Consider the following 18,113-nt stretch of genomic DNA (forward strand, 5'->3'; position numbering starts at 1 on the left):
TTTCCGATGTCCGATTCCGCACCGCAGTTGTTGCGTCACCACCGCCCCTTCATCGCCTTCTGGCTGGCTCGGGTGTTCACCGCCAGCGGCTTCCAGATGCTCACCGTGGCCATTGGCTGGCACCTCTACCAGCTGACCGGCAACGTGCTCGACCTGGGCCTGGTCGGCCTGGTCGAATTCGCCCCGCGAGTGCTGTTCATGCTGCACACCGGGCACGTCGCCGACCGCTATGACCGACGCAAGGTCGCGGCACTGTGCCAGACCTTGCAGGGGCTGATCGCCCTGGCGCTGGCCGTGGGCAGCGCCACCGACAACGTCAGCCGCGAACTTATCTTCGCTTTGGCCTTCCTGCTCGGTGCCACCCGCTCGTTCGAGATGCCGGCGACCCAGGCGCTGCTGCCCAACGTGGTGCCTCCCGGGCTGTTCCCGCGGGCGGTAGCCGCTTCAGCCTCGGCGACCCAGGCAGCCACCATCGTCGCCCCGGCCGTGGGCGGCTTCCTGTACGCATTCGGCAGCATCTGGGTGTATGGCCCGACCGTAGCGCTGTACGCCATCGCCTGCCTGTTGATGCTCAGCCTCGACTCGCGCCAGCAGGTGCCGCAGCGCGGCCGCGCCAGTATCGAGTCGCTGATGGCCGGGATCCGCTTCATCCGCAGCCGCCCAGACATCCTCGGGGCCATCTCGCTGGACCTGTTCGCCGTGCTGCTCGGTGGTGCTACCGCCTTGCTGCCGGTGTTCGCCAAGGACATCCTGCTCACCGGCCCATGGGGCCTGGGCCTGCTGCGCTCGGCACCGGCGGTGGGGGCTCTGCTGATGTCGCTGTGGCTGGCGCGGTTCCCGGTCGAGCGCAAGGTTGGCCGCACCATGTTCACCGCCGTCGGGTTGTTCGGCGTGGCGACCATTGCCTTTGGCCTGTCGACTTCGTTCTGGTTCTCCCTGGCGGTGCTGGTGGTGCTGGGCGCGGCGGACATGATCAGCATGGTCATCCGCGGCGCCTTCGTGCAACTGGAAACGCCGGACGAAATGCGCGGACGGGTGAGCGCGGTGAACGGGTTGTTCATCGGCGCGTCGAACCAGCTGGGTGAGTTCGAGTCCGGGGTGACGGCGCACTGGTTCGGCACGGTGCCGGCGGTGGTGCTGGGAGGCGTCGGTACGCTGGTGGTGACCGGGGTGTGGATAAAGTTGTTCCCCACACTGGCCAAGCGCGACCGGTTGCACAACGAATGATGCGTTTACCGGTGCCGGCCTCTTCGCGGGCAAGCCCGCTCCCACAGGTACGGTGCAGCTCTCGAAACCTGCAATCCCTGTGGGAACGGGCTTGCCCGCTAAGAGGCCGGTACAGGCTAAAGATAAGCCATTCCCCAACGGCGATAGGCCCCCGCCGAGCATGCTGGTATGATGCGCGGCTTTTTTCCGCCCCACACAAAACCACGGCATCCGCTACGGTCTGTGCTTTGCTGATGGGGTCGATACATTCACGGCGCGAGGGCGCCCTGGGGAGCGGGCATGCTGGAAAGGCTGTTTCAACTAAGAGCACACAACACCAACGTGCGCACCGAGATTCTTGCGGGCGTCACCACCTTCCTGGCCATGGCCTACATCCTGTTCGTCAACCCGAGCATCCTCGGCGAGACCGGCATGGACAAAGGCGCGATCTTCGTCGCCACCTGCCTGGCCGCCGCCATCGGCTCGACCACCATGGGCCTGATCGCCAACTACCCGATCGCCCTGGCGCCGGGCATGGGCCTGAACGCGTTCTTCACCTACACCGTGGTCCTGCACATGGGCCACACCTGGCAGGTGGCACTGGGCGCGGTGTTTCTCTCGGCGGTGATGTTCTTCCTGCTGTCGATCTTCCGCATCCGCGAATGGATCGTGAACAGCATCCCGCTGCCGCTGCGTTCGGCGATTGCCGCGGGTATCGGCCTGTTCCTGGCGTTCATCGCCCTGCATAACGCCGGTATCGTCGTCGATAACCCGGCGACCCTGGTGGGCCTGGGCGACCTCAAGCAGCCGGCGCCAATTCTCGCCACCCTGGGCTTCTTCCTGATCGTCGGCCTCGAGTCGCTGAAGGTCCGTGGCGCGGTGCTGATCGGCATCCTGGCCGTGACCATCGCCTCGATCCTGATGGGCGTGACGCCGTTCGGCGGCGTAGTGTCGATGCCGCCGTCGCTGGCGCCGACCTTCCTCCAGCTGGACATCAAGGGCGCCCTCGACGTGGGCCTGGTCAGCGTGATCTTCGCCTTCCTGTTCGTCGACCTGTTCGACAACTCCGGCACCCTGATTGGCGTCGCCAAGCGCGCCGGCCTGATGGGTAAGGACGGCCACATGCCGAAGATGGGCCGTGCCCTGATCGCCGACAGCACCGCGGCCATGGCCGGTTCCTTGCTGGGCACCTCGACCACCACCAGCTACATTGAATCCGCAGCTGGCGTGAGCGCCGGGGGCCGCACCGGCCTGACCGCCATCGTGGTCGCCATCCTGTTCCTGCTGGCCCTGTTCTTCGCCCCGCTGGCCGGTAGCGTGCCAGCCTTCGCCACCGCCCCGGCGCTGCTGTTCGTCGCCGTGCTGATGGCCTCGGGCCTGGCGGAAATCAACTGGGACGATGTCACCGAAGCCGCCCCGGTGGTGGTGACCGCCCTGGCGATGCCGCTGACCTACTCGATCGCCAACGGCATCGCCTTCGGTTTCATCTCCTGGACCGCCGTCAAGCTGATTTCTGGCCGCCACCGCGACCTGAACCCGGCCCTGGTGATCCTCTCCATCCTGTTCGTCATCAAGCTGGGCTGGTTCAACGCATGAGTGCTGTCTTCGACCCCACCGCCTACGACACCCAGCTCGAGGGCAAAGTCGCTCGCCTGCGCGAGCTGCTGGCGCCCTTTGGCGCGCCGGAACCGGCCGTTTTCGACTCGCCGCGCGAGCATTACCGGCTACGCGCCGAGTTCCGCCTGTGGCGCGAGGACGGCCAGCGCCACTATGCGATGTTCGCCCCGGGCGAGAAGCACAAGGCGATCCTGATCGACGATTTCCCTATCGCCAGCCAGCGCATCAACGAGTTGATGCCGCGCCTGAAAGCCGCCTGGCAGGCCAGTGAGGCGCTGAGCAACCGCCTGTTCCAGGTGGAGTTCCTCACCACCCTGGCCGGCGATGCCATGGTCACCCTGTGCTATCACCGCCCACTGGACGAAGCCTGGGAAGTGGCGGCCCGGCAGCTGGCCGAAGACCTGGGCGTGAGCCTGGTCGGCCGCTCGAAGGGCAAGCGCCTGGTGATCGGCCGCGACTACGCGGTGGAAAAGCTCGAAGTCGCCGGTCGCGTGTTCAGCTACCGGCAACCGGAAGGCGCGTTCACCCAGCCCAACGGCGCGGTGAACCAGAAGATGCTGAGCTGGGCCTTCGAGGCCATCGGCGAGCGTGAGGACGACTTGCTGGAGCTGTATTGCGGCAACGGCAACTTCACCCTGCCACTGGCCACCCGCGTGCGCCAGGTGCTGGCCACCGAGATCAGCAAGACCTCGGTCAATGCCGCGCTGAGCAACCTCGACGAAAACGCTGTGGATAACGTGCGGCTGGTGCGCCTGTCGGCGGAAGAACTGACCCAGGCGCTGAATGAAGTGCGCCCGTTCCGGCGGCTGGAAGGGATCGACCTGAAAAGCTATGAGTTCGGCACGGTGTTCGTCGATCCACCGCGTGCGGGGATGGACCCGGATACCTGCGAGCTGACCCGGCGATTCGAGCGGATCCTGTACATCTCGTGCAACCCGGAGACACTGGCGGCGAACATTGCCCAGTTGCAGGACACGCACCGCATCGAGCGTTGTGCGTTGTTCGACCAGTTCCCCTATACCCACCACATGGAAAGTGGCGTCCTGCTGGTTCGGCGTTGACCGATAGATTGCGGGGGCCGCTTTGCGGCCCATCGCCGGCAAGCGCGGCTCCCACAGGTACAGCGCCAACCTCGAGGTTTGCACTCTACCTGTGGGAGCCGCGCTTGCCGGCGATGGGCTGCAAAGCAGCCCCAGGCTTCACTCAGAAGTCGAAGAAGACCGTCTCCCCTTCCCCCTGAATACGGATATCGAAGCGATAGGCCGTTTTCCCATCTACTTCGCAACGCTTGGCAATCAAGGTCTCGCGGCGCTGCGGCTGCTCGATCAGGTTGAGCACCGGGCACTTGGCATTGGCCTCGGCCTCGTCATCGAAGTACAGACGCGTGTGCAGGTGGATGTTGATCCCCCGGGCAAACAGGCTGATGTTGATGTGCGGCGCCATCGGCACGCCTGCAGCGTTGTTCACTACCCCTGGCTTGACCGTGTGCGCGGTCCACTCGCCGGCATCGAAGGTGGTGGCGGTGCGGCCGAAGCTGTTGAAGGCGTTTTCCAGGTTGTAGGCATCCTGATACTGGCCGTTGGCATCGGCCTGCCACAGCTCCAGGAACGAGTCACGCACCAGATGCCCGTTGCCGTCATACACGTGACCGATCAGCAGGATGTGCTCGCCGGCAGCGTCCGGCTTGGCCAGGCGGTTCCAGATTTCCTGGTCGCGGGTCGGGTTGCCGGCCGCTTCCAGGGCCAGGCCGATGTGCACGTAGGGGCCGGCGGTCTGCGAGGGGGTTTCCGGCAGCAGTTCGATTGGCATGGCGGGGTCCTCAGCAGTTTTCGAAGTGGGTCTTGCGCTGGCCGCGCAGCACGATGTCGAAGCGATACGCCAGGCAGTCCATCGGGTTGGCATTGCTCATGTCGAGCTTGGCGATCAACTGCTGCACGGCTTGCGGATTGGCGATCGACTTGACGATCGGGCACATCGGGATCAGCGGGTCACCCTCGAAGTACAGCTGGGTGATCAGCTTGGTGGCGATCGCAGGGCCGCTGATGGCGAAATGGATGTGCGCCGGGCGCCAGTCGTTCGGCCCGTTGCGCCATGGGTACGGGCCCGGTTTGATGGTGCGGAAGCTGTAGTAGCCGTCGCGGTCGGTCAGGCAGCGGCCGACACCACCGAAGTTCGGATCAAGCGGCGCCAGGTAACGGTCGTTCTTGTGGCGGTAACGGCCGCCGGCGTTGGCTTGCCACATCTCCACCAGGGTGTTCGGCACAGGCTTGCCGTACTGGTCGACGACGCGGCCGGCAACGATGATGCGCTCGCCGATCGGCAGGCCACCGTTGTTGAAGTTCAGCAGCAGGTCATGGTCATGGGCACCGAAGCCCAGGTGGGAAAAGTCCGGGCCGGTGGTTTCGCTGATCGACTGCGGGATGCTGACCAGTGCCTGGCGCGGTGAGCGGGCAATGGAAGTCTTGTAGTCGGGCGTCAGGGCCTTCGGGTGCCAGTTGCGATCACGGATCACAAAGCGGCTGTTGTCCTGGGCGGGCATGCCGGATTCCTCTCTTGGAATTATGAGAACGCCTGTACACGGCAGGCGGACTTGCAGTTTCAGATAGGTCGCGCGTGATGAATATTGAAATCAGCCACCCAATACATAACCTAATGGTTATGTATTAGTGCCTTTGGCTGGGGTGATCTAGTATTTATCCCCATGTTTCACGCTCTGGAGAGCACCTCATGGAATGGCGAAAAGGCCGACGCAGCGACAACGTGGTCGATGCCCGTGGCGAAGGCGGCGGCGGCGGTATGCGCTTTGGCGGCGGCAAGGGCCTGGGGCTTGGCGCAGTGCTGCTGATCGTCGGCATCGGCTGGCTCACCGGCCAGGACCCGCTGCAGATCCTTGGCCAGCTCGCCGGGCAGATGGACCAGCAGCAACAGCAGGCTGCGCCGAATGGCGCCGGCGGCAAGGCGCCACCGGCCAATGACGAACAGGCTCAGTTCGTTGCCTCGATCCTGGGTGACACCGAGGATACCTGGAAGGCCCTGTTCGCTCAGGCTGGCAAGCAATACCGCGATCCCAAACTGGTGCTGTTCAGCGGCCAGGTGAACTCCGCCTGCGGCTTTGCTTCTGCGGCGGTCGGGCCGTTCTACTGCCCGGCGGACCAACGGGTCTACCTGGACATGTCGTTCTTCCGCGAGATGGAAACCCGCTTCGCTGCGGCCGGCGACTTCGCCCAGGCCTACGTGATCGCCCACGAGATCGGCCACCACGTGCAGACCTTGCTGGGTGTGTCGGCCAAGGTCGATGCTGCGCGGCGTGGCGGCCAGCGCATGGAAGGCGACAACGGCCTGCTGGTGCGCCAGGAGTTGCAAGCTGACTGCCTGGCCGGGGTGTGGGCGTATCAGGCGCAGAAGCGGCTGAACTGGCTGGAGCCTGGCGATGTCGAGGAGGCACTGAACGCGGCCAATGCCATTGGTGATGACCGGCTGCAGCAGCAGGGCCAGGGGCGCGTGGTGCCCGACTCCTTCACCCATGGCACCTCGGCGCAGCGGGTGCGCTGGTTCAAGGCCGGCTTTGCCCAGGGTAATGTGAACAGCTGCGATACCTTCAGCGCACGTAGCCTTTGAGATCCTGGGCCGCTTTGCGGCTTCCACAAACTGGCGCAGCATCTGTGGCAGCCGTGCTTGCCGGCGATGGGCTGCCAAACAGCCTCCGCGATCTGCAAAAAGCAAACGTTTTCGCTAAGTTACAAATCAGCTGAAAAAGCGATTCAGCTTTCCGTTCGTCGTGCCGATAACAGCAGCACGAATCAGCGGGCTCCCAGAACAACAACGCCCTGCGATCGATGATCAAGTGAGCGAATGAATTTTCTGGAGAGCGTGCATGAACAGCTGGTTCGCCAACATCAGCGTCAACCTCAAACTCGGCCTGGGCTTCGGCCTGGTGCTGTTTCTAACTGGCCTGCTGGCCCTGACTGGCTGGACCAGCCTGGGCAGCCTGATCGACCGCAGCAACTGGATGGGCGACATCGGCCAGCTCAACAAGGACCTGACCGACCTGCGCGTGGCGCGCCTGCAGTACATGATCGCCAATGGCGATGACGCCGCTGCGGCCAACACCCAGGCCAAGCTCGACGCCTTCAGCAAGCAGCAGGAATACCTGGTCACCACCTTCACCAGCCCGGCCAACGTCGTGCTGCTCAAGGAGCTGGGGCAGACCATCAGCGAGTACAAGGTGTCGCTGAACAAGATGCGTGCCGGCTACAAGAGCTCGCTGGCCGCCCGTGACGCCATGAACGTGTCGGCGGCCAAGGCCGATGACGCCATGGAAACCCTCAGCCAGGACGTCATGTCCCGCCCCGAGGCTGACAGCGTGCGCCTGGCCCAGTACCAGCTGATCAGCAAGGCGCGCCAGCAACTGCTGCAAGTGCGCATCGATGTGCGCGGCTACATCGCCGACAACACCGCCGCCAACGAGCAGGCCGCCCTGCGTCAGCTGGACAGTGCGCTGGCCGACATCGACAACCTCAAGCGCCAGCTGCCCGCTGAAGCCACCCGCGTACAGCAATTCGAGCAGTCGGTGCTGGCCTACCGCGATGCCGTGCGCCAATTCCGCGATGCGGTCGCCGCGATCACCGTTGCCCGTGCGGAAATGACCGTGCAGGGTGCCGACATCGTCAAGCGCAGCGACGCGCTGTACAAGATCCAGCTCGAACGCCGCGACGCCGAGAGCACCCAGGCACGTAGCCTGCAGACCATCGCCACGCTGCTGGCGCTGCTGGCGGGCGTGATTGCCGCCGTGATCATCACCCGGCAGATCACCCGCCCGCTGCGCGACACCCTACAAGCCGTGGAACGCATTGCCGCTGGCGACCTGACCCATGAGCTGCGCGTCACTCGCCGCGACGAAATCGGCGTGCTGCAACAAGGCATCGCGCGCATGGGCACCACCCTGCGCGAGCTGATCAGCGGCATCCGTGACGGCGTCACCCAGATCGCCAGCGCCGCCGAAGAGCTGTCGGCAGTGACCGAGCAGACCAGTGCCGGCGCCAACAGCCAGAAGATCGAGACCGACCAGGTGGCTACCGCGATGCACGAAATGGCAGCCACCGTTCAGGAAGTGGCGCGCAACGCCGAGCAGGCTTCGCACGCGGCCACCGGTGCCGACGACGAGGCCCGTGCCGGTGACCGTGTGGTAGGCGAGGCAATCAGCCAGATCGAGCGCCTGGCCGCGGAAGTGCACCGTTCCACCGAGGCCATGAACCTGCTGCAGCAGGAAAGCCAGAAGATCGGCAGCGTGATGGACGTGATCAAGTCGGTGGCCGAGCAGACCAACCTGCTGGCGCTCAACGCCGCGATCGAGGCGGCCCGTGCCGGTGAAGCCGGCCGTGGCTTCGCCGTGGTTGCCGACGAAGTGCGTGGCCTGGCCCAGCGCACGCAGAAGTCAACCGAAGAGATCGAAGAGCTGGTGGCCAGCCTGCAGCACGGTACCCAGCAGGTGGCCAACGCCATGCAGGGCAGCCGCACGCTGACCGACAGCAGTGTCGAGCTGGCGCGCAAGGCAGGTGCTTCGCTGGAGAACATCACCGGCACGGTGTCGAGCATCCAGTCGATGAACCAGCAGATCGCTGCGGCGGCCGAGCAGCAGAGTGCGGTGGCTGAAGAGATCAGCCGCAGTATCCTGAACGTGCGAGATGTGTCGGAGCAGACCGCTGCGGCCAGTGATGAAACAGCCGCGTCCAGCGTCGAGCTGGCGCGCCTGGGTGGTCACCTGCAGATGCTGGTCAGCCAGTTCCGCGTCTGACCTTTAGATAGCATTCGCGGGGCAAGCCCGCTCCCACAGGATTACCGCTGCCTTCCGAAGAGCGGTGAACCTGTGGGAGCGGGCTTGCCCCGCGAATACGTCAGCTCCGCCAATGCAGAACTATTTAACGATCATCCCCACCCCACGCCCACGCGGATCCGAAGCGGTCTCAAGCTGCGCCCCGTTGACCCGGATCGCCTGGATATCGCCCATCTCCCAGCCCTGATCCTCCAGCACATAGCCCATCTTCTTCAGTTCATCAGCCACCGGACCGGTCAGCGGCGCGTAGCTGTCGAAGTAGATGGTGTCCTTGGGCAGCAACTGATGGTGCACACGTTGCGCCGCCACAGCCTTCTCCAGCGGCATGCCGTAGTCATACAGGTTGTTCATCACCTGGAAGATCGAGGTAAAGATTCGCGAACCACCCGGGGTACCGATCACCAGCTCGACCTTGCCGTCGCGGGTCATCAGGCTCGGGCTCATCGACGACAGCATGCGCTTGCCCGGCGCGATGGCGTTGGCGTCACCGCCAACCACGCCAAAGGCATTCGCTGCGCCCGGCTTGGCGCTGAAGTCGTCCATCTCGTCGTTGAGCAGGAAGCCCGCGCCCTTGACTACCACGCCGCTGCCGTAATCGAGGTTGAGGGTGTAGGTGTTGCTGACCGCGTTGCCCTGCTTGTCGACGATCGAGAAGTGCGTGGTCTGGTGTGGTTCCAGGCCTGGCTTGACCTTGTCAGTCTCGGAAATGGCTTTCGGGTTGACCTGCGCGGCACGCTTGGCCAGGTAGTCCTTGGCCACCAACTGCTCGACTGGCACTTGGGTGAAAGCCGGGTCGCCGAGGTAATCGGCACGGTCGGCGAACACACGCTTCTCGATCTCTGCCAGCAGGTGGATGTACTGCGCCGAGTTGTGCGCCACGCCCTTGAAGTCTGCCGCACGGTCTTCCTTGATGCCCAGCAGCTGGGCCAGGGCTACCCCGCCGGAGCTGGGCGGCGGCGCGGTGTAGACCACGTTGCCGCGCCAGCTCAGGGCCATCGGCTCGCGCCACACGGCCTTGTAGTCCTTGAGGTCTTCCTTGGTGATCAGGCCCTTGTCGGCCTGCATCTGCGCCACCAGCAGGTCGGCCGTCTTGCCCTGGTAGAACTCGCTCACGCCTTTGTCGGCAATACGCTCGAGGGTCTGGGCCATTTCCGGCTGTTTGAACAGCTCACCGACCTTCATGTTGCCGAAGTAATCGTTGAAGTTGGTCGCCGTCTTGAACATGCCCTGGGCATCGTTGCGGTACTGGTACTGCTTTTCGGCGACCTTGAAGCCGTTCTTCGCATAGCCGATGGCCGGGGTCAGCAGCTCGCTCCAGGGCAGCTTGCCGAATTTCTGATGAGCCTCCCACAGCCCCATCACCGTGCCAGGCACGCCGGCGGCGCGCACGCCGACCAGGCTCAGGTTCTCGATCACCTCGCCCTTGTCGTTCAGGTACATGTTGCGCGTGGCGGCCTTGGGCGCCACTTCGCGGTAGTCGAGGAAATACGGCTTGCCGTCGACGAACAGGGTCATGAAACCGCCGCCACCGATGTTACCCGCCTCGGGGTAGGTCACCGCCAGGGTGAACGCCGTCGCTACCGCAGCATCCACTGCGTTGCCGCCCTTCTTGAGAATATCGGCGGCTACCTGTGCACCATATTGATCGGGTGCGGCCACCGCGCCGCCTTCCAACGTGGCGGCATAAGCCGAGGAACAGCTCAGGATCGCGGCTGCCAGAGCCAGGTACTGGAACGGGACAATACGCATGACACTTCCTTGGTGTTGTTTTTGTTGAGCAGTCAGTAAGGCCGAAGCGCTCTGACTGTGCAATCAAACGTAGGAAGTTTCGCCGCCTGTGGACAGGATCTGTCGCGTTCAGGCAACTCAGCAAGCGTACATGGCCAGCTTGCGCTGGATGAAATCGAGGAAGCACTGGATGCGCAGGGCCAGCTGCGTGTTGCGGTAGTACACCGCGTGGATCGGCTGGCGATAGCCGTTGCTGGCCTCGCTCAGCAGCACCTTGAGGCGGCCGGCGCGGATGTCTTCGTGGGTCATGAAGTGCGACAGGGCGACAATGCCCTCCCCGGCCAGCGCCAGCTGACGCAGGGTCTCGCCACTGGAGGCGATCAGTGCCGGGCGGATACCCCAGCGGTCACCCTGGGCATGACGCAGAGGCCACTGGTTGAGCGACTCAGGTTGGCTGAAGCCGAGCAGGCAGTGGTTGTTCAGGTCTTCGACCTTTTCCGGCGTGCCGTAATGCTCCAGGTACTCCGGGCTCGCCAGCACCTGCACCGGGCTGCAGCCGAGCGAGCGGGCATGCAGACTGGAGTCGGCCAGTTCACCGATGCGGATGGCCACGTCGGTGCTCTGCTCCAGCAGGTCGATGATCAGGTCGTCGGTGTTGAGTTCCAGCTCGATGCCGGGGTACTGGCGACGGAACTCGCCGATCCACGGCAGGATGGCATGCAGCATGAACGGCGCTGCGGCGTTGATGCGCAGGCGCCCGGAGGGGGTCTGGCGATTCATCGACAGGCGCTCTTCCATCTCGTCCATCTGCTCCAGCACCAGGCGCGCGCGTTCGAGGAAGAAGCGCCCTTCTTCGGTGAGGTCCATGCGCCGGGTGGTGCGGTTGACCAGGGTGGTGCCGAGCTTGGCCTCCAGGCGTGACAGCGTGCGACTGACGGCCGACGGGGTCTGCCCCATCTGCTCGGCAGCGGCAGAGATCGAGCCGCAGTCGATGACGGCGACGAACACCTGGAGTTCTTCGGATCGGGTCTTCACTTGAGCGCCTGTGCTTGAACCATGCAGGGATTAGATAGCCTTGCCGAACACCTTGTCCAGATGCGCCTCATAAGCCGCCAACGCCGCCGGCACATCCGGGCGCTTCATCACATCCACCGCGAGGAAGGTCGGCAAGCCGGTCATGCCGAGGAACTGGTTGGCCTTGTGGAACGGGAAGTACACCGCATCCACACCTTTGCCCTCGAAGAAGTCCGTCGGGTCATCGAACGCCTGCTGCGGCGCGTTCCAGGTCAGCGACAGCATGTACTGCTTGCCGTGCACCAAGCCACCGCTGCCGTACTTCTGCGAGTGATCGGAACGGGTACGGCCATCGTTGGCGTAAAGGCTGCCATGGCCGGCGGTGAAGACATCGTCGATGTACTTCTTCACGGTCCACGGCGCGCCCATCCACCAGCCCGGCATCTGGTAGATGATCACGTCGGCCCAGAGGAATTTCTCCACTTCGGCCTGGGCGTCGTAACCACCGTCGATGAACGTCTGCTGCACATCGAAACCGGCACGGTCCAGGTGGGCCAGGGCGGCATCGTGGAGGGTCTGGTTGAGACGGCCGTCGGAGTGGGCGAACTGTTTGCCGCCGTTGAGCAGAAGGATCTTTTTCATGCTGGCCTCGAAGTTGTCGGTGGCGACCCGAGGCCTGAATGCCTGTGATCGCGTCATGAAGATGAGGCCGGCAGATTAGAGGTTCGCGGGCACGGGATACAGCCAGCACGGGGCAAAATACAATTGACCTTAAGTCAAAGATCGGAGAGACATTATTGCCTTAGAATCGTTTCACCAACCCTTTGCCCATTGCGAGAACCGATCCATGAGCGAGCAGCACGCATTCATCCTCAAGGCCAAGACCCGTCCGGAAATGGCCGAAGCCTTCGAAACCCTGTTCCGCGCCTACGTCGAGCCAAGCCGCCAGGAACCGGGCTGCATCGAATACCACATGCTGCGCGACCAACAGGACCCGAGCCTGTTCGTGTTCTATGAAGTATGGGCCGACAAGGCGGCGCTGGACGTGCACTCGGCACTGCCGCACATGGTCGAGTTCTTCGAAAAACGCATGGATTACCTGGAGCGCGACTTCGACATCCAGCCGATCGTGATGCTCAGCGCCTCGTCCGCTAACCGTTGATCAGCAAATGGCCGCCCAGCGCGGCCAGGCCGATGAAAAAGCAGCGCTTGAACAGCGCAGCGCTGATGCGCTGGCGCAACCACTGCCCGGCGAGCATGCCCAACAGTGCCGGCGCCAGCATCAGCAACGAAGCCCCCAGCGCTTGCCCACCCAGGGCATCCTGCCCGGCCAGGCCAAGGGCCAGCGCCAGGGTCGAGACCGTGAACGACAGGCCCAGCGCCTGAATCATCTCGTCGCGGCTCAGGCCCAGGCTCTGCAGGTAAGGCACCGCTGGCATCACGAATACGCCAGTGGCCGCGGTGACCAAACCGGTCACCAGCCCGCAGACCGGCCCCCACCACCCTTCCCGCCCCGGCGCCACACGCATGGCCGGGCCTGCCAGCCCGTACAACGCATAGATCACCAGCGCCGCTCCCAACGCATGCACCGCCCACGGCCCACTGTTGATGCCCAACCAGGCACTGCCAAGCAAGGTTCCAAAGAAGATCATCGCCAGCATCGGCCCGAGCCTGCGCAGCAGCGCCAGCAGATGCCCTCCAGCAGCGAGCTGCCAGAGGTTGGTGAGCGTCGACGGAACGATCAACAGCGCCGCAGCCTGCGCCGGCGACATAGCCAGCCCCAGCAGGCCCATGGCGATGGTCGGCAGGCCGAGGCCGATCACACCTTTGACGGCACCGGCCAGCAGGAATGTGATGATCACCAGCAGCGTCAGTGCCGGGCCGATGTTCTGGTAGAAAGCGATCAAGGTATTCATGGGCGCCATGATGGCGCGCAGCGGCTGGGCTGAAAATCTGCCATATACTCAGCCAGACTCTCGCCAGGACAGAGGCAGATGCATTTCGACCTGATCGACCTCCGGCTTTTCCAGCACACCGCCGAGTGCGGCAACATCACTGCTGGCGCCCGCCGCAGCCATCTCTCGCTGCCGGCGGCCAGTGCGCGCATCCGTGCCATGGAGGCATCGCTCGGCACGTCTTTGCTGGAGCGCAATCGCCGTGGCGTGCAGCCGACGCCCGCCGGGCAGGCACTGCTGCAACATGCACGGCTGATCGGCCAGCAGGTCGAACGCCTGCAGTTCGACCTGGCCCACTATGCCAAGGGGCAGCAAGGGCAGGTTCGGCTGCTGTGCAACACCGCGGCGCTGACCGAATACCTGCCGGAACTACTGGCCAGCTACCTTGCCGACAACCCTGGGATCAGTATCGATGTGCAGGAGTTGCCAAGCCTGCGCATCGTGCAGTCGATCACTCAGGGCATGGCTGACCTGGGCATCATTTCCACCGCAGCGCCCAGCGCGCATCTGCAGACCTTGCCATTTCGCGATGATCCGCTGGTGCTGGTGACCCCGTTGGCTCACCCACTCGCCGCAGAGCCCGCGCCGAGCTTCGTCGACTGCCTTGCCCATGGCCATGTCGGGCTGGGGGCGAACAGTGCCCTGGCGCTGTACCTGGAAGAACAGGCGCTGCGCGAAGGCCAGCGCATGCAGGTACGGGTGCGGGCAGAGGGTTTTGACGGGGTAATACGCATGGTTGCGGGGGGCGCCGGTATCGGTGTGGTGCCGCTGGCATCGGTGCAGCGCTGGCAGGGGGTGTTGCCGATGCACTGGGTGGCGCTGCGAGAGGATTGGGCCAAGCGGCGGTTACTCTTGTGTGCGCGGGATTTTGCCGGGTTACCCGGCTATGCGGCGGGGTTGGTTGAGCGATTGATGCAGCCCCACAGGGAACTGCAAGGCCCTTGAGCCCAGCGCGAGGCCCGCGATGGCTTGCAAAGCAGCCCCGTTGCTCAATGCGCGAGCGCCAGCTCTCGCAGGGCGGCCGACGCTAGAAATCCGGAGCGAGAGGCATATCGATGGTCACGCTTCACTTTTTCATCGATTCGCTGCAGCAGGTTTTCCGGCAGTGTTGCGTTAAACCTTACGGCCTTCCCCAGGTACGGCGTAACATCGAAATCGACGACAGCCCAGACCCCACCGGCATACTCGGGATTCGCCACATGGACGTCGACTTCCTGCGCTTGCGGAAGCGCTTCGTTATCTGCAACCAAGCCTTCGAAATGAAGCGCCAATGCTTCCTGAACGTTCTCCAGTGCCTGGGCGACACTCCCTCCAGCAGAGAAACAGCCTGGTACATCGGGAATGGTCACGCCGTAATCCGATTCGGCGTCCTTGTGCAATACGACCGGAAATTTCATAGCGCGTCTCCACTGCTGTTTGAGCTATCGAAGCCACTGCACTGCTTCAAGCCAGCTTGCTTCAGGATGCTGTGTACGGTGCCTTTGGGCAGATCGCTCTTGGGGTGAGGAACTGTCACCCGTCCTTTCTTGATCGGATGCCTGAACTGATATGGCTGCCCTTCACCTCGACTTCATACCACCCATCCGCCTCAATGAGCTGGATCACTTCACGACTGCGCATTCACCCTTCCTTCGGCAGTCGATGTGTATCATACACACCGAATTAACCAAAACGAAGCGCAGTACACACCATGCACACTTCAGGTGACCATCGGATGTTTCGGGCCGCCGAGTAAGCTTCTACTTACTGCCCTGTAGGAAACCAACCTTCCTAGCCTATACCCCCAGGGGGTATCACTTCAGATAAGACCGCAACAAAGCCGCCACCTTGTCCGCCTCTTCCTGCCGTTCCTCGGCGCTCAGCCCTTCCGCCACCAGGTGCTCGCGGATGTGCCCTTCCATGACCTCGGCCATCAGCCCGTTCACCGCGCCGCGCACGGCGGCGATCTGCTGGAGGATCGCCAGGCAGTCCTTGTCCTGCTCCAGCGCCGTCTCCAGAGCGGCGGCCTGGCCTTTGATCTTGCGCACCCGGGTCAGCAGTTGCTTCTTGCTCTTGATCGTATGTGCCATTCGCTTTCACACCACGCTAGGTATACTGGGGTATAGTATATTTCTCGACATTCCGGGAGCATGATAAACCATGGCGACACAAACCTCAGGCCGCTGGCAGCACAGCCACCAGTTCCACACCAGCAACCTCGGCGCCGAGCGCAAGACCCGGCTGGCCGTGTGGCTGACGGCGATCATGATGGTGGCGGAAATCGCCGGTGGCTGGTTCTTCAACTCCATGGCACTGCTCGCCGACGGCTGGCACATGAGCTCGCACGCCCTGGCCCTGGGGCTTTCGCTGCTGGCCTATGCTGCCGCACGCCGCTATGCCAAGGACCGGCGCTTCGCCTTCGGTACCTGGAAGATCGAGATTCTCGGCGGCTATTCCAGCGCCCTGCTGCTGCTCGGCGTGGCCGGGCTGATGGCCTTCCAGTCGGCCGAACGGCTGCTGACGCCGGGGCCGATCCACTATGACGAGGCGATCTTCATCGCCGTGATCGGCCTGGCCGTGAACCTGATCTGCGCCTGGCTGCTGCGTGACGATCACGATCATCACCATCATGCTCATGGCCATGACCATCACCACGACCATGGCCATCACCACCACGACCTGAACCTGCGCTCGGCCTACCTGCACGTGATCGCCGACGCCGCCACCTCGGTGCTGGCAATCGTCGCCCTGCTGGCCGGCAAGCTCTGGGGCGCCAGCTGGCTCGACCCGGTAATGGGCCTGGTCGGCGCGGTGCTGGTGGCGCTCTGGGCCCGCGGCCTGCTGCGCGATACCGGCCGCGTCCTGCTGGATGCCGAAATGGACGCGCCGGTGGTCGAGGAGATTCGCGAGGTGGTCGCCGAACTGCCGGTGCCCGCCACCATCACCGACCTGCATGTATGGCGCGTGGGCAAGGACCAGTACGCCTGCATCCTCAGCCTGGCCACCCAGGCGGCACTGAGCGCCGACAGCGTGCGCCAGGCACTGGGTGTGCACGAGGAACTGGCCCACATCACCGTCGAGGTAAACGCCCTGGCATAGCGCGGGCAGGCAGCTGGACGTCGAGCCCAGGCAACTGCGGCTCGGCCTTTGGCCCTATGGTGACCCGTCATTCAGCCAGTCACCAGGAGTTGTGCCATGTCCGATTTCATCACCGTCCTGCGCGAAACCTGCCCGACGCCGGTCGTGGACGCCACCAAGTGGAAGCGCATCGGCGGCGATCCGCACACCGTCAACCTCAACGCCTACCTGTCGGCCGACGGCAGCAAGATCATGGGTACCTGGATCTGCACCCCGGGCAAGTTCGAGGTCAACTACGAGAAGTGGGAGTTCTGCCACTTCCTCGATGGCTACTGCATCATCACCCCCGAAGGCGAAGAGCCGAAGCACCTGAAAGCGGGTGATGTGTTCGTGATCGAACCGGGGATGAAAGGCACTTGGGAAGTGGTTGAGACCGTGCGCAAGTATTTCGTCTTCGCCTGATAAAAAACATCGCGGGGCGGGTGCCCTTCCCTCTGGTGCGCAGTTACAGAGGGAAGGCCGCCCGGCCCGCGATGAAGTCCTCGCTCGTCAATCCTTCTTGCGGTAGCCCTCGACGATCGCCGAGAAGTCCTTGCCGCCTTCACCGCGCAAGCTCATCGCCTGATACAGCTGCTGGGCCAGCGCACCCAAAATCACCGGCTGGTGCGCCTGGCGCTCAGCCCCAGGTCCAACAGGCATAACCGGCCTTTGTGGGAGCGGGCTTGCCCCGCGAACGCCGGCGTAGCCGGTGCCAGGCAACGGGTCGCCTGCTTCGCGGGGCAAGCCCGCTCCCACAACTCCTCGCTCTTCAGTCCTTCTTGCGGTAACCCTCGACGATTGCCGAGAAGTCCTTGCCGCCTTCACCACGCAGGCTCATCGCCTGATACAGCTGCTGGGCCACGGCGCCAAGGATCACCGGCTGGTGGGCCTGACGCGCAGCCTCGGTGGCCAGCCCCAGGTCCTTGAGCATCAGCTCAGCGCCGAATCCACCGGTATACCCACGCGAAGCAGGTGCAGTCTCGATGATGCCTGGCCACGGGTTGTAGGTATCGGAGCTCCAGCAGCGCCCGGTAGAGCTGTTGATGATCCCCGCCAGCACCTTGGTGTCGATGCCTAGCGCATTGCCCAGGGCCATGGCCTCGGACACGCCGATCATCGAGATGCCCAGCAGCAGGTTGTTGCAGATCTTGGCGATCTGCCCGGTCCCCACTTCGCCGCAGTGCACAATGTTGCGGCCCATCTGCGCCAGCACCGGCTGTAGCGTGGCGAACAGCTCGGCGCTGGCGCCGACCATGAAGGTCAGGGTGCCCGCCGCTGCGCCGCCTGTGCCGCCGGAGACCGGCGCATCGCCCATGTCGACGCCTTTGGCCGCTGCAGCCTTGGAAACCTCGCGGGCGGTCTGCGGGTCAATGGTGCTGCAATCCACGGTCGGGGTGCCTGGGCGGATGCCAGCCAGCACGCCCGTGTCGTCATCCAGGTAGACGCTGCGCACATGGGCCGCCGCCGGCAGCATGGTGATCACCAGCTCGCTGCTGGCCGCCGCCTCCTTGGGCGAGGCGCTGACCTGCCCGCCCAGTTCGGCGAGCTCGGCCAGCACGGTCTTGTTCAGGTCGAACAGATTCAGCTGGTGCCCGGCCTTGATCAGGTTGCGGGCCATGGGCGCGCCCATGTTGCCGAGGCCGATGAATGCGATACGCATGGCT

General features: G+C 64.0%; 18 protein-coding genes and 2 pseudogenes. 9 read left to right on the forward strand and 11 right to left on the reverse strand.

Annotated elements, in window-relative coordinates:
- Positions 1-6 precede the first annotated feature (6 nt).
- From OCX61_RS23295 to trmA, 3 genes are all read left to right on the forward strand, one after another.
- Positions 7-1,227: an MFS transporter gene (locus tag OCX61_RS23295; RefSeq protein ID WP_261941574.1), complete on the forward strand. Its 1,221-nt coding sequence runs from the start codon at positions 7-9 to the stop codon at positions 1,225-1,227.
- Positions 1,228-1,506: 279 nt separating this feature from the next.
- The gene (locus OCX61_RS23300) at positions 1,507-2,802 is read left to right on the forward strand and encodes an NCS2 family permease (RefSeq protein ID WP_261941575.1); all 1,296 of its coding nucleotides are present in this window, start codon (positions 1,507-1,509) and stop codon (positions 2,800-2,802) included.
- On the forward strand, positions 2,799-3,884 hold the full coding sequence (gene trmA, locus OCX61_RS23305) for a tRNA (uridine(54)-C5)-methyltransferase TrmA (protein WP_261941576.1): 1,086 nt from the start codon (positions 2,799-2,801) through the stop codon (positions 3,882-3,884). Before OCX61_RS23300 ends, trmA begins: the two co-directional genes overlap by 4 nt.
- A gap of 142 nt (positions 3,885-4,026) precedes the next feature.
- On the opposite strand, the gene pcaG is transcribed toward trmA, so the two are convergent.
- On the reverse strand, positions 4,027-4,632 hold the full coding sequence (pcaG, locus tag OCX61_RS23310; RefSeq protein WP_261941577.1) for a protocatechuate 3,4-dioxygenase subunit alpha: 606 nt from the start codon (positions 4,630-4,632) through the stop codon (positions 4,027-4,029).
- 10 nt (positions 4,633-4,642) lie between these two features.
- On the reverse strand, positions 4,643-5,362 hold the full coding sequence (gene pcaH, locus OCX61_RS23315; protein ID WP_261941578.1) for a protocatechuate 3,4-dioxygenase subunit beta: 720 nt from the start codon (positions 5,360-5,362) through the stop codon (positions 4,643-4,645).
- 188 nt (positions 5,363-5,550) lie between these two features.
- Here pcaH and ypfJ point away from each other — a divergent pair, with 188 nt between their 5' ends.
- Both ypfJ and OCX61_RS23325 read left to right on the forward strand, forming a co-directional pair.
- A complete protein-coding gene (gene ypfJ / locus OCX61_RS23320; protein WP_261941579.1) occupies positions 5,551-6,441 on the forward strand; it encodes a KPN_02809 family neutral zinc metallopeptidase in 891 nt (296 codons plus the stop codon).
- A gap of 256 nt (positions 6,442-6,697) precedes the next feature.
- The gene (locus tag OCX61_RS23325; protein WP_261941580.1) at positions 6,698-8,617 is read left to right on the forward strand and encodes a methyl-accepting chemotaxis protein; all 1,920 of its coding nucleotides are present in this window, start codon (positions 6,698-6,700) and stop codon (positions 8,615-8,617) included.
- A 120-nt stretch (positions 8,618-8,737) separates the two neighbouring features.
- Here OCX61_RS23325 and ggt read toward each other — a convergent pair whose 3' ends face one another.
- The 3 genes from ggt to mdaB form a co-directional block, all read right to left on the reverse strand.
- On the reverse strand, positions 8,738-10,405 hold the full coding sequence (gene ggt, locus OCX61_RS23330) for a gamma-glutamyltransferase (protein ID WP_261941581.1): 1,668 nt from the start codon (positions 10,403-10,405) through the stop codon (positions 8,738-8,740).
- Between the two features lie 117 nt (positions 10,406-10,522).
- Positions 10,523-11,419, reverse strand: a complete 897-nt coding sequence (locus OCX61_RS23335; protein WP_261941582.1) for a LysR family transcriptional regulator — start codon at positions 11,417-11,419, stop codon at positions 10,523-10,525.
- Positions 11,420-11,449: 30 nt separating this feature from the next.
- The gene (gene mdaB / locus OCX61_RS23340) at positions 11,450-12,040 is read right to left on the reverse strand and encodes an NADPH:quinone oxidoreductase MdaB (protein ID WP_085674956.1); all 591 of its coding nucleotides are present in this window, start codon (positions 12,038-12,040) and stop codon (positions 11,450-11,452) included.
- A 205-nt stretch (positions 12,041-12,245) separates the two neighbouring features.
- On the opposite strand from mdaB, the gene OCX61_RS23345 reads away from it, so the two are divergent.
- Complete coding sequence (locus OCX61_RS23345; protein WP_027918390.1) at positions 12,246-12,560, forward strand: putative quinol monooxygenase; 315 nt, start codon at positions 12,246-12,248, stop codon at positions 12,558-12,560.
- On the opposite strand, the gene OCX61_RS23350 is transcribed toward OCX61_RS23345, so the two are convergent.
- On the reverse strand, positions 12,550-13,314 hold the full coding sequence (locus tag OCX61_RS23350) for a sulfite exporter TauE/SafE family protein (RefSeq protein ID WP_261941583.1): 765 nt from the start codon (positions 13,312-13,314) through the stop codon (positions 12,550-12,552). The genes OCX61_RS23345 and OCX61_RS23350 overlap by 11 nt on opposite strands.
- Positions 13,315-13,392: 78 nt before the next feature.
- On the opposite strand from OCX61_RS23350, the gene OCX61_RS23355 reads away from it, so the two are divergent.
- Positions 13,393-14,298, forward strand: coding sequence for a LysR family transcriptional regulator (locus OCX61_RS23355; protein WP_261941584.1), 906 nt, complete (start codon positions 13,393-13,395; stop codon positions 14,296-14,298).
- Between the two features lie 44 nt (positions 14,299-14,342).
- Here OCX61_RS23355 and OCX61_RS23360 read toward each other — a convergent pair whose 3' ends face one another.
- The 3 genes and pseudogenes from OCX61_RS23360 to OCX61_RS23370 all read right to left on the reverse strand — a co-directional run bounded on the left by OCX61_RS23360 (position 14,343) and on the right by OCX61_RS23370 (position 15,422).
- On the reverse strand, positions 14,343-14,750 hold the full coding sequence (locus OCX61_RS23360) for a type II toxin-antitoxin system HicB family antitoxin (RefSeq protein WP_261941585.1): 408 nt from the start codon (positions 14,748-14,750) through the stop codon (positions 14,343-14,345).
- Positions 14,747-14,973 (reverse strand): annotated as a pseudogene (locus OCX61_RS23365) (type II toxin-antitoxin system HicA family toxin). The gene OCX61_RS23360 and the pseudogene OCX61_RS23365 overlap by 4 nt, the downstream one beginning before the upstream one ends.
- Before the next feature lie 173 nt (positions 14,974-15,146).
- Positions 15,147-15,422: a metal/formaldehyde-sensitive transcriptional repressor gene (locus OCX61_RS23370; protein WP_054886890.1), complete on the reverse strand. Its 276-nt coding sequence runs from the start codon at positions 15,420-15,422 to the stop codon at positions 15,147-15,149.
- 70 nt (positions 15,423-15,492) lie between these two features.
- Here OCX61_RS23370 and dmeF point away from each other — a divergent pair, with 70 nt between their 5' ends.
- Together dmeF and OCX61_RS23380 are read left to right on the forward strand one after the other, a co-directional pair.
- Entirely contained in the window at positions 15,493-16,431 is a 939-nt protein-coding gene (gene dmeF / locus OCX61_RS23375) for a CDF family Co(II)/Ni(II) efflux transporter DmeF (RefSeq protein ID WP_261941586.1), read from the forward strand.
- Between the two features lie 96 nt (positions 16,432-16,527).
- Positions 16,528-16,872 carry a cupin domain-containing protein gene (locus OCX61_RS23380; protein ID WP_003258412.1) on the forward strand — a complete coding sequence of 115 codons (345 nt, stop codon included), beginning with the start codon at positions 16,528-16,530 and terminating at the stop codon, positions 16,870-16,872.
- Between the two features lie 87 nt (positions 16,873-16,959).
- Here the strand turns inward: OCX61_RS23380 and OCX61_RS23385 are convergent.
- A pseudogene (locus OCX61_RS23385) lies at positions 16,960-17,157 on the reverse strand (3-hydroxyisobutyrate dehydrogenase); the annotation flags it as partial.
- A gap of 61 nt (positions 17,158-17,218) precedes the next feature.
- A complete protein-coding gene (gene mmsB, locus OCX61_RS23390; protein ID WP_261941587.1) occupies positions 17,219-18,109 on the reverse strand; it encodes a 3-hydroxyisobutyrate dehydrogenase in 891 nt (296 codons plus the stop codon).
- Positions 18,110-18,113: the final 4 nt, after the last annotated feature.

This window comes from Pseudomonas sp. LRP2-20 (genome assembly GCF_024349685.1).
In the GTDB taxonomy this organism is placed as follows: domain Bacteria; phylum Pseudomonadota; class Gammaproteobacteria; order Pseudomonadales; family Pseudomonadaceae; genus Aquipseudomonas.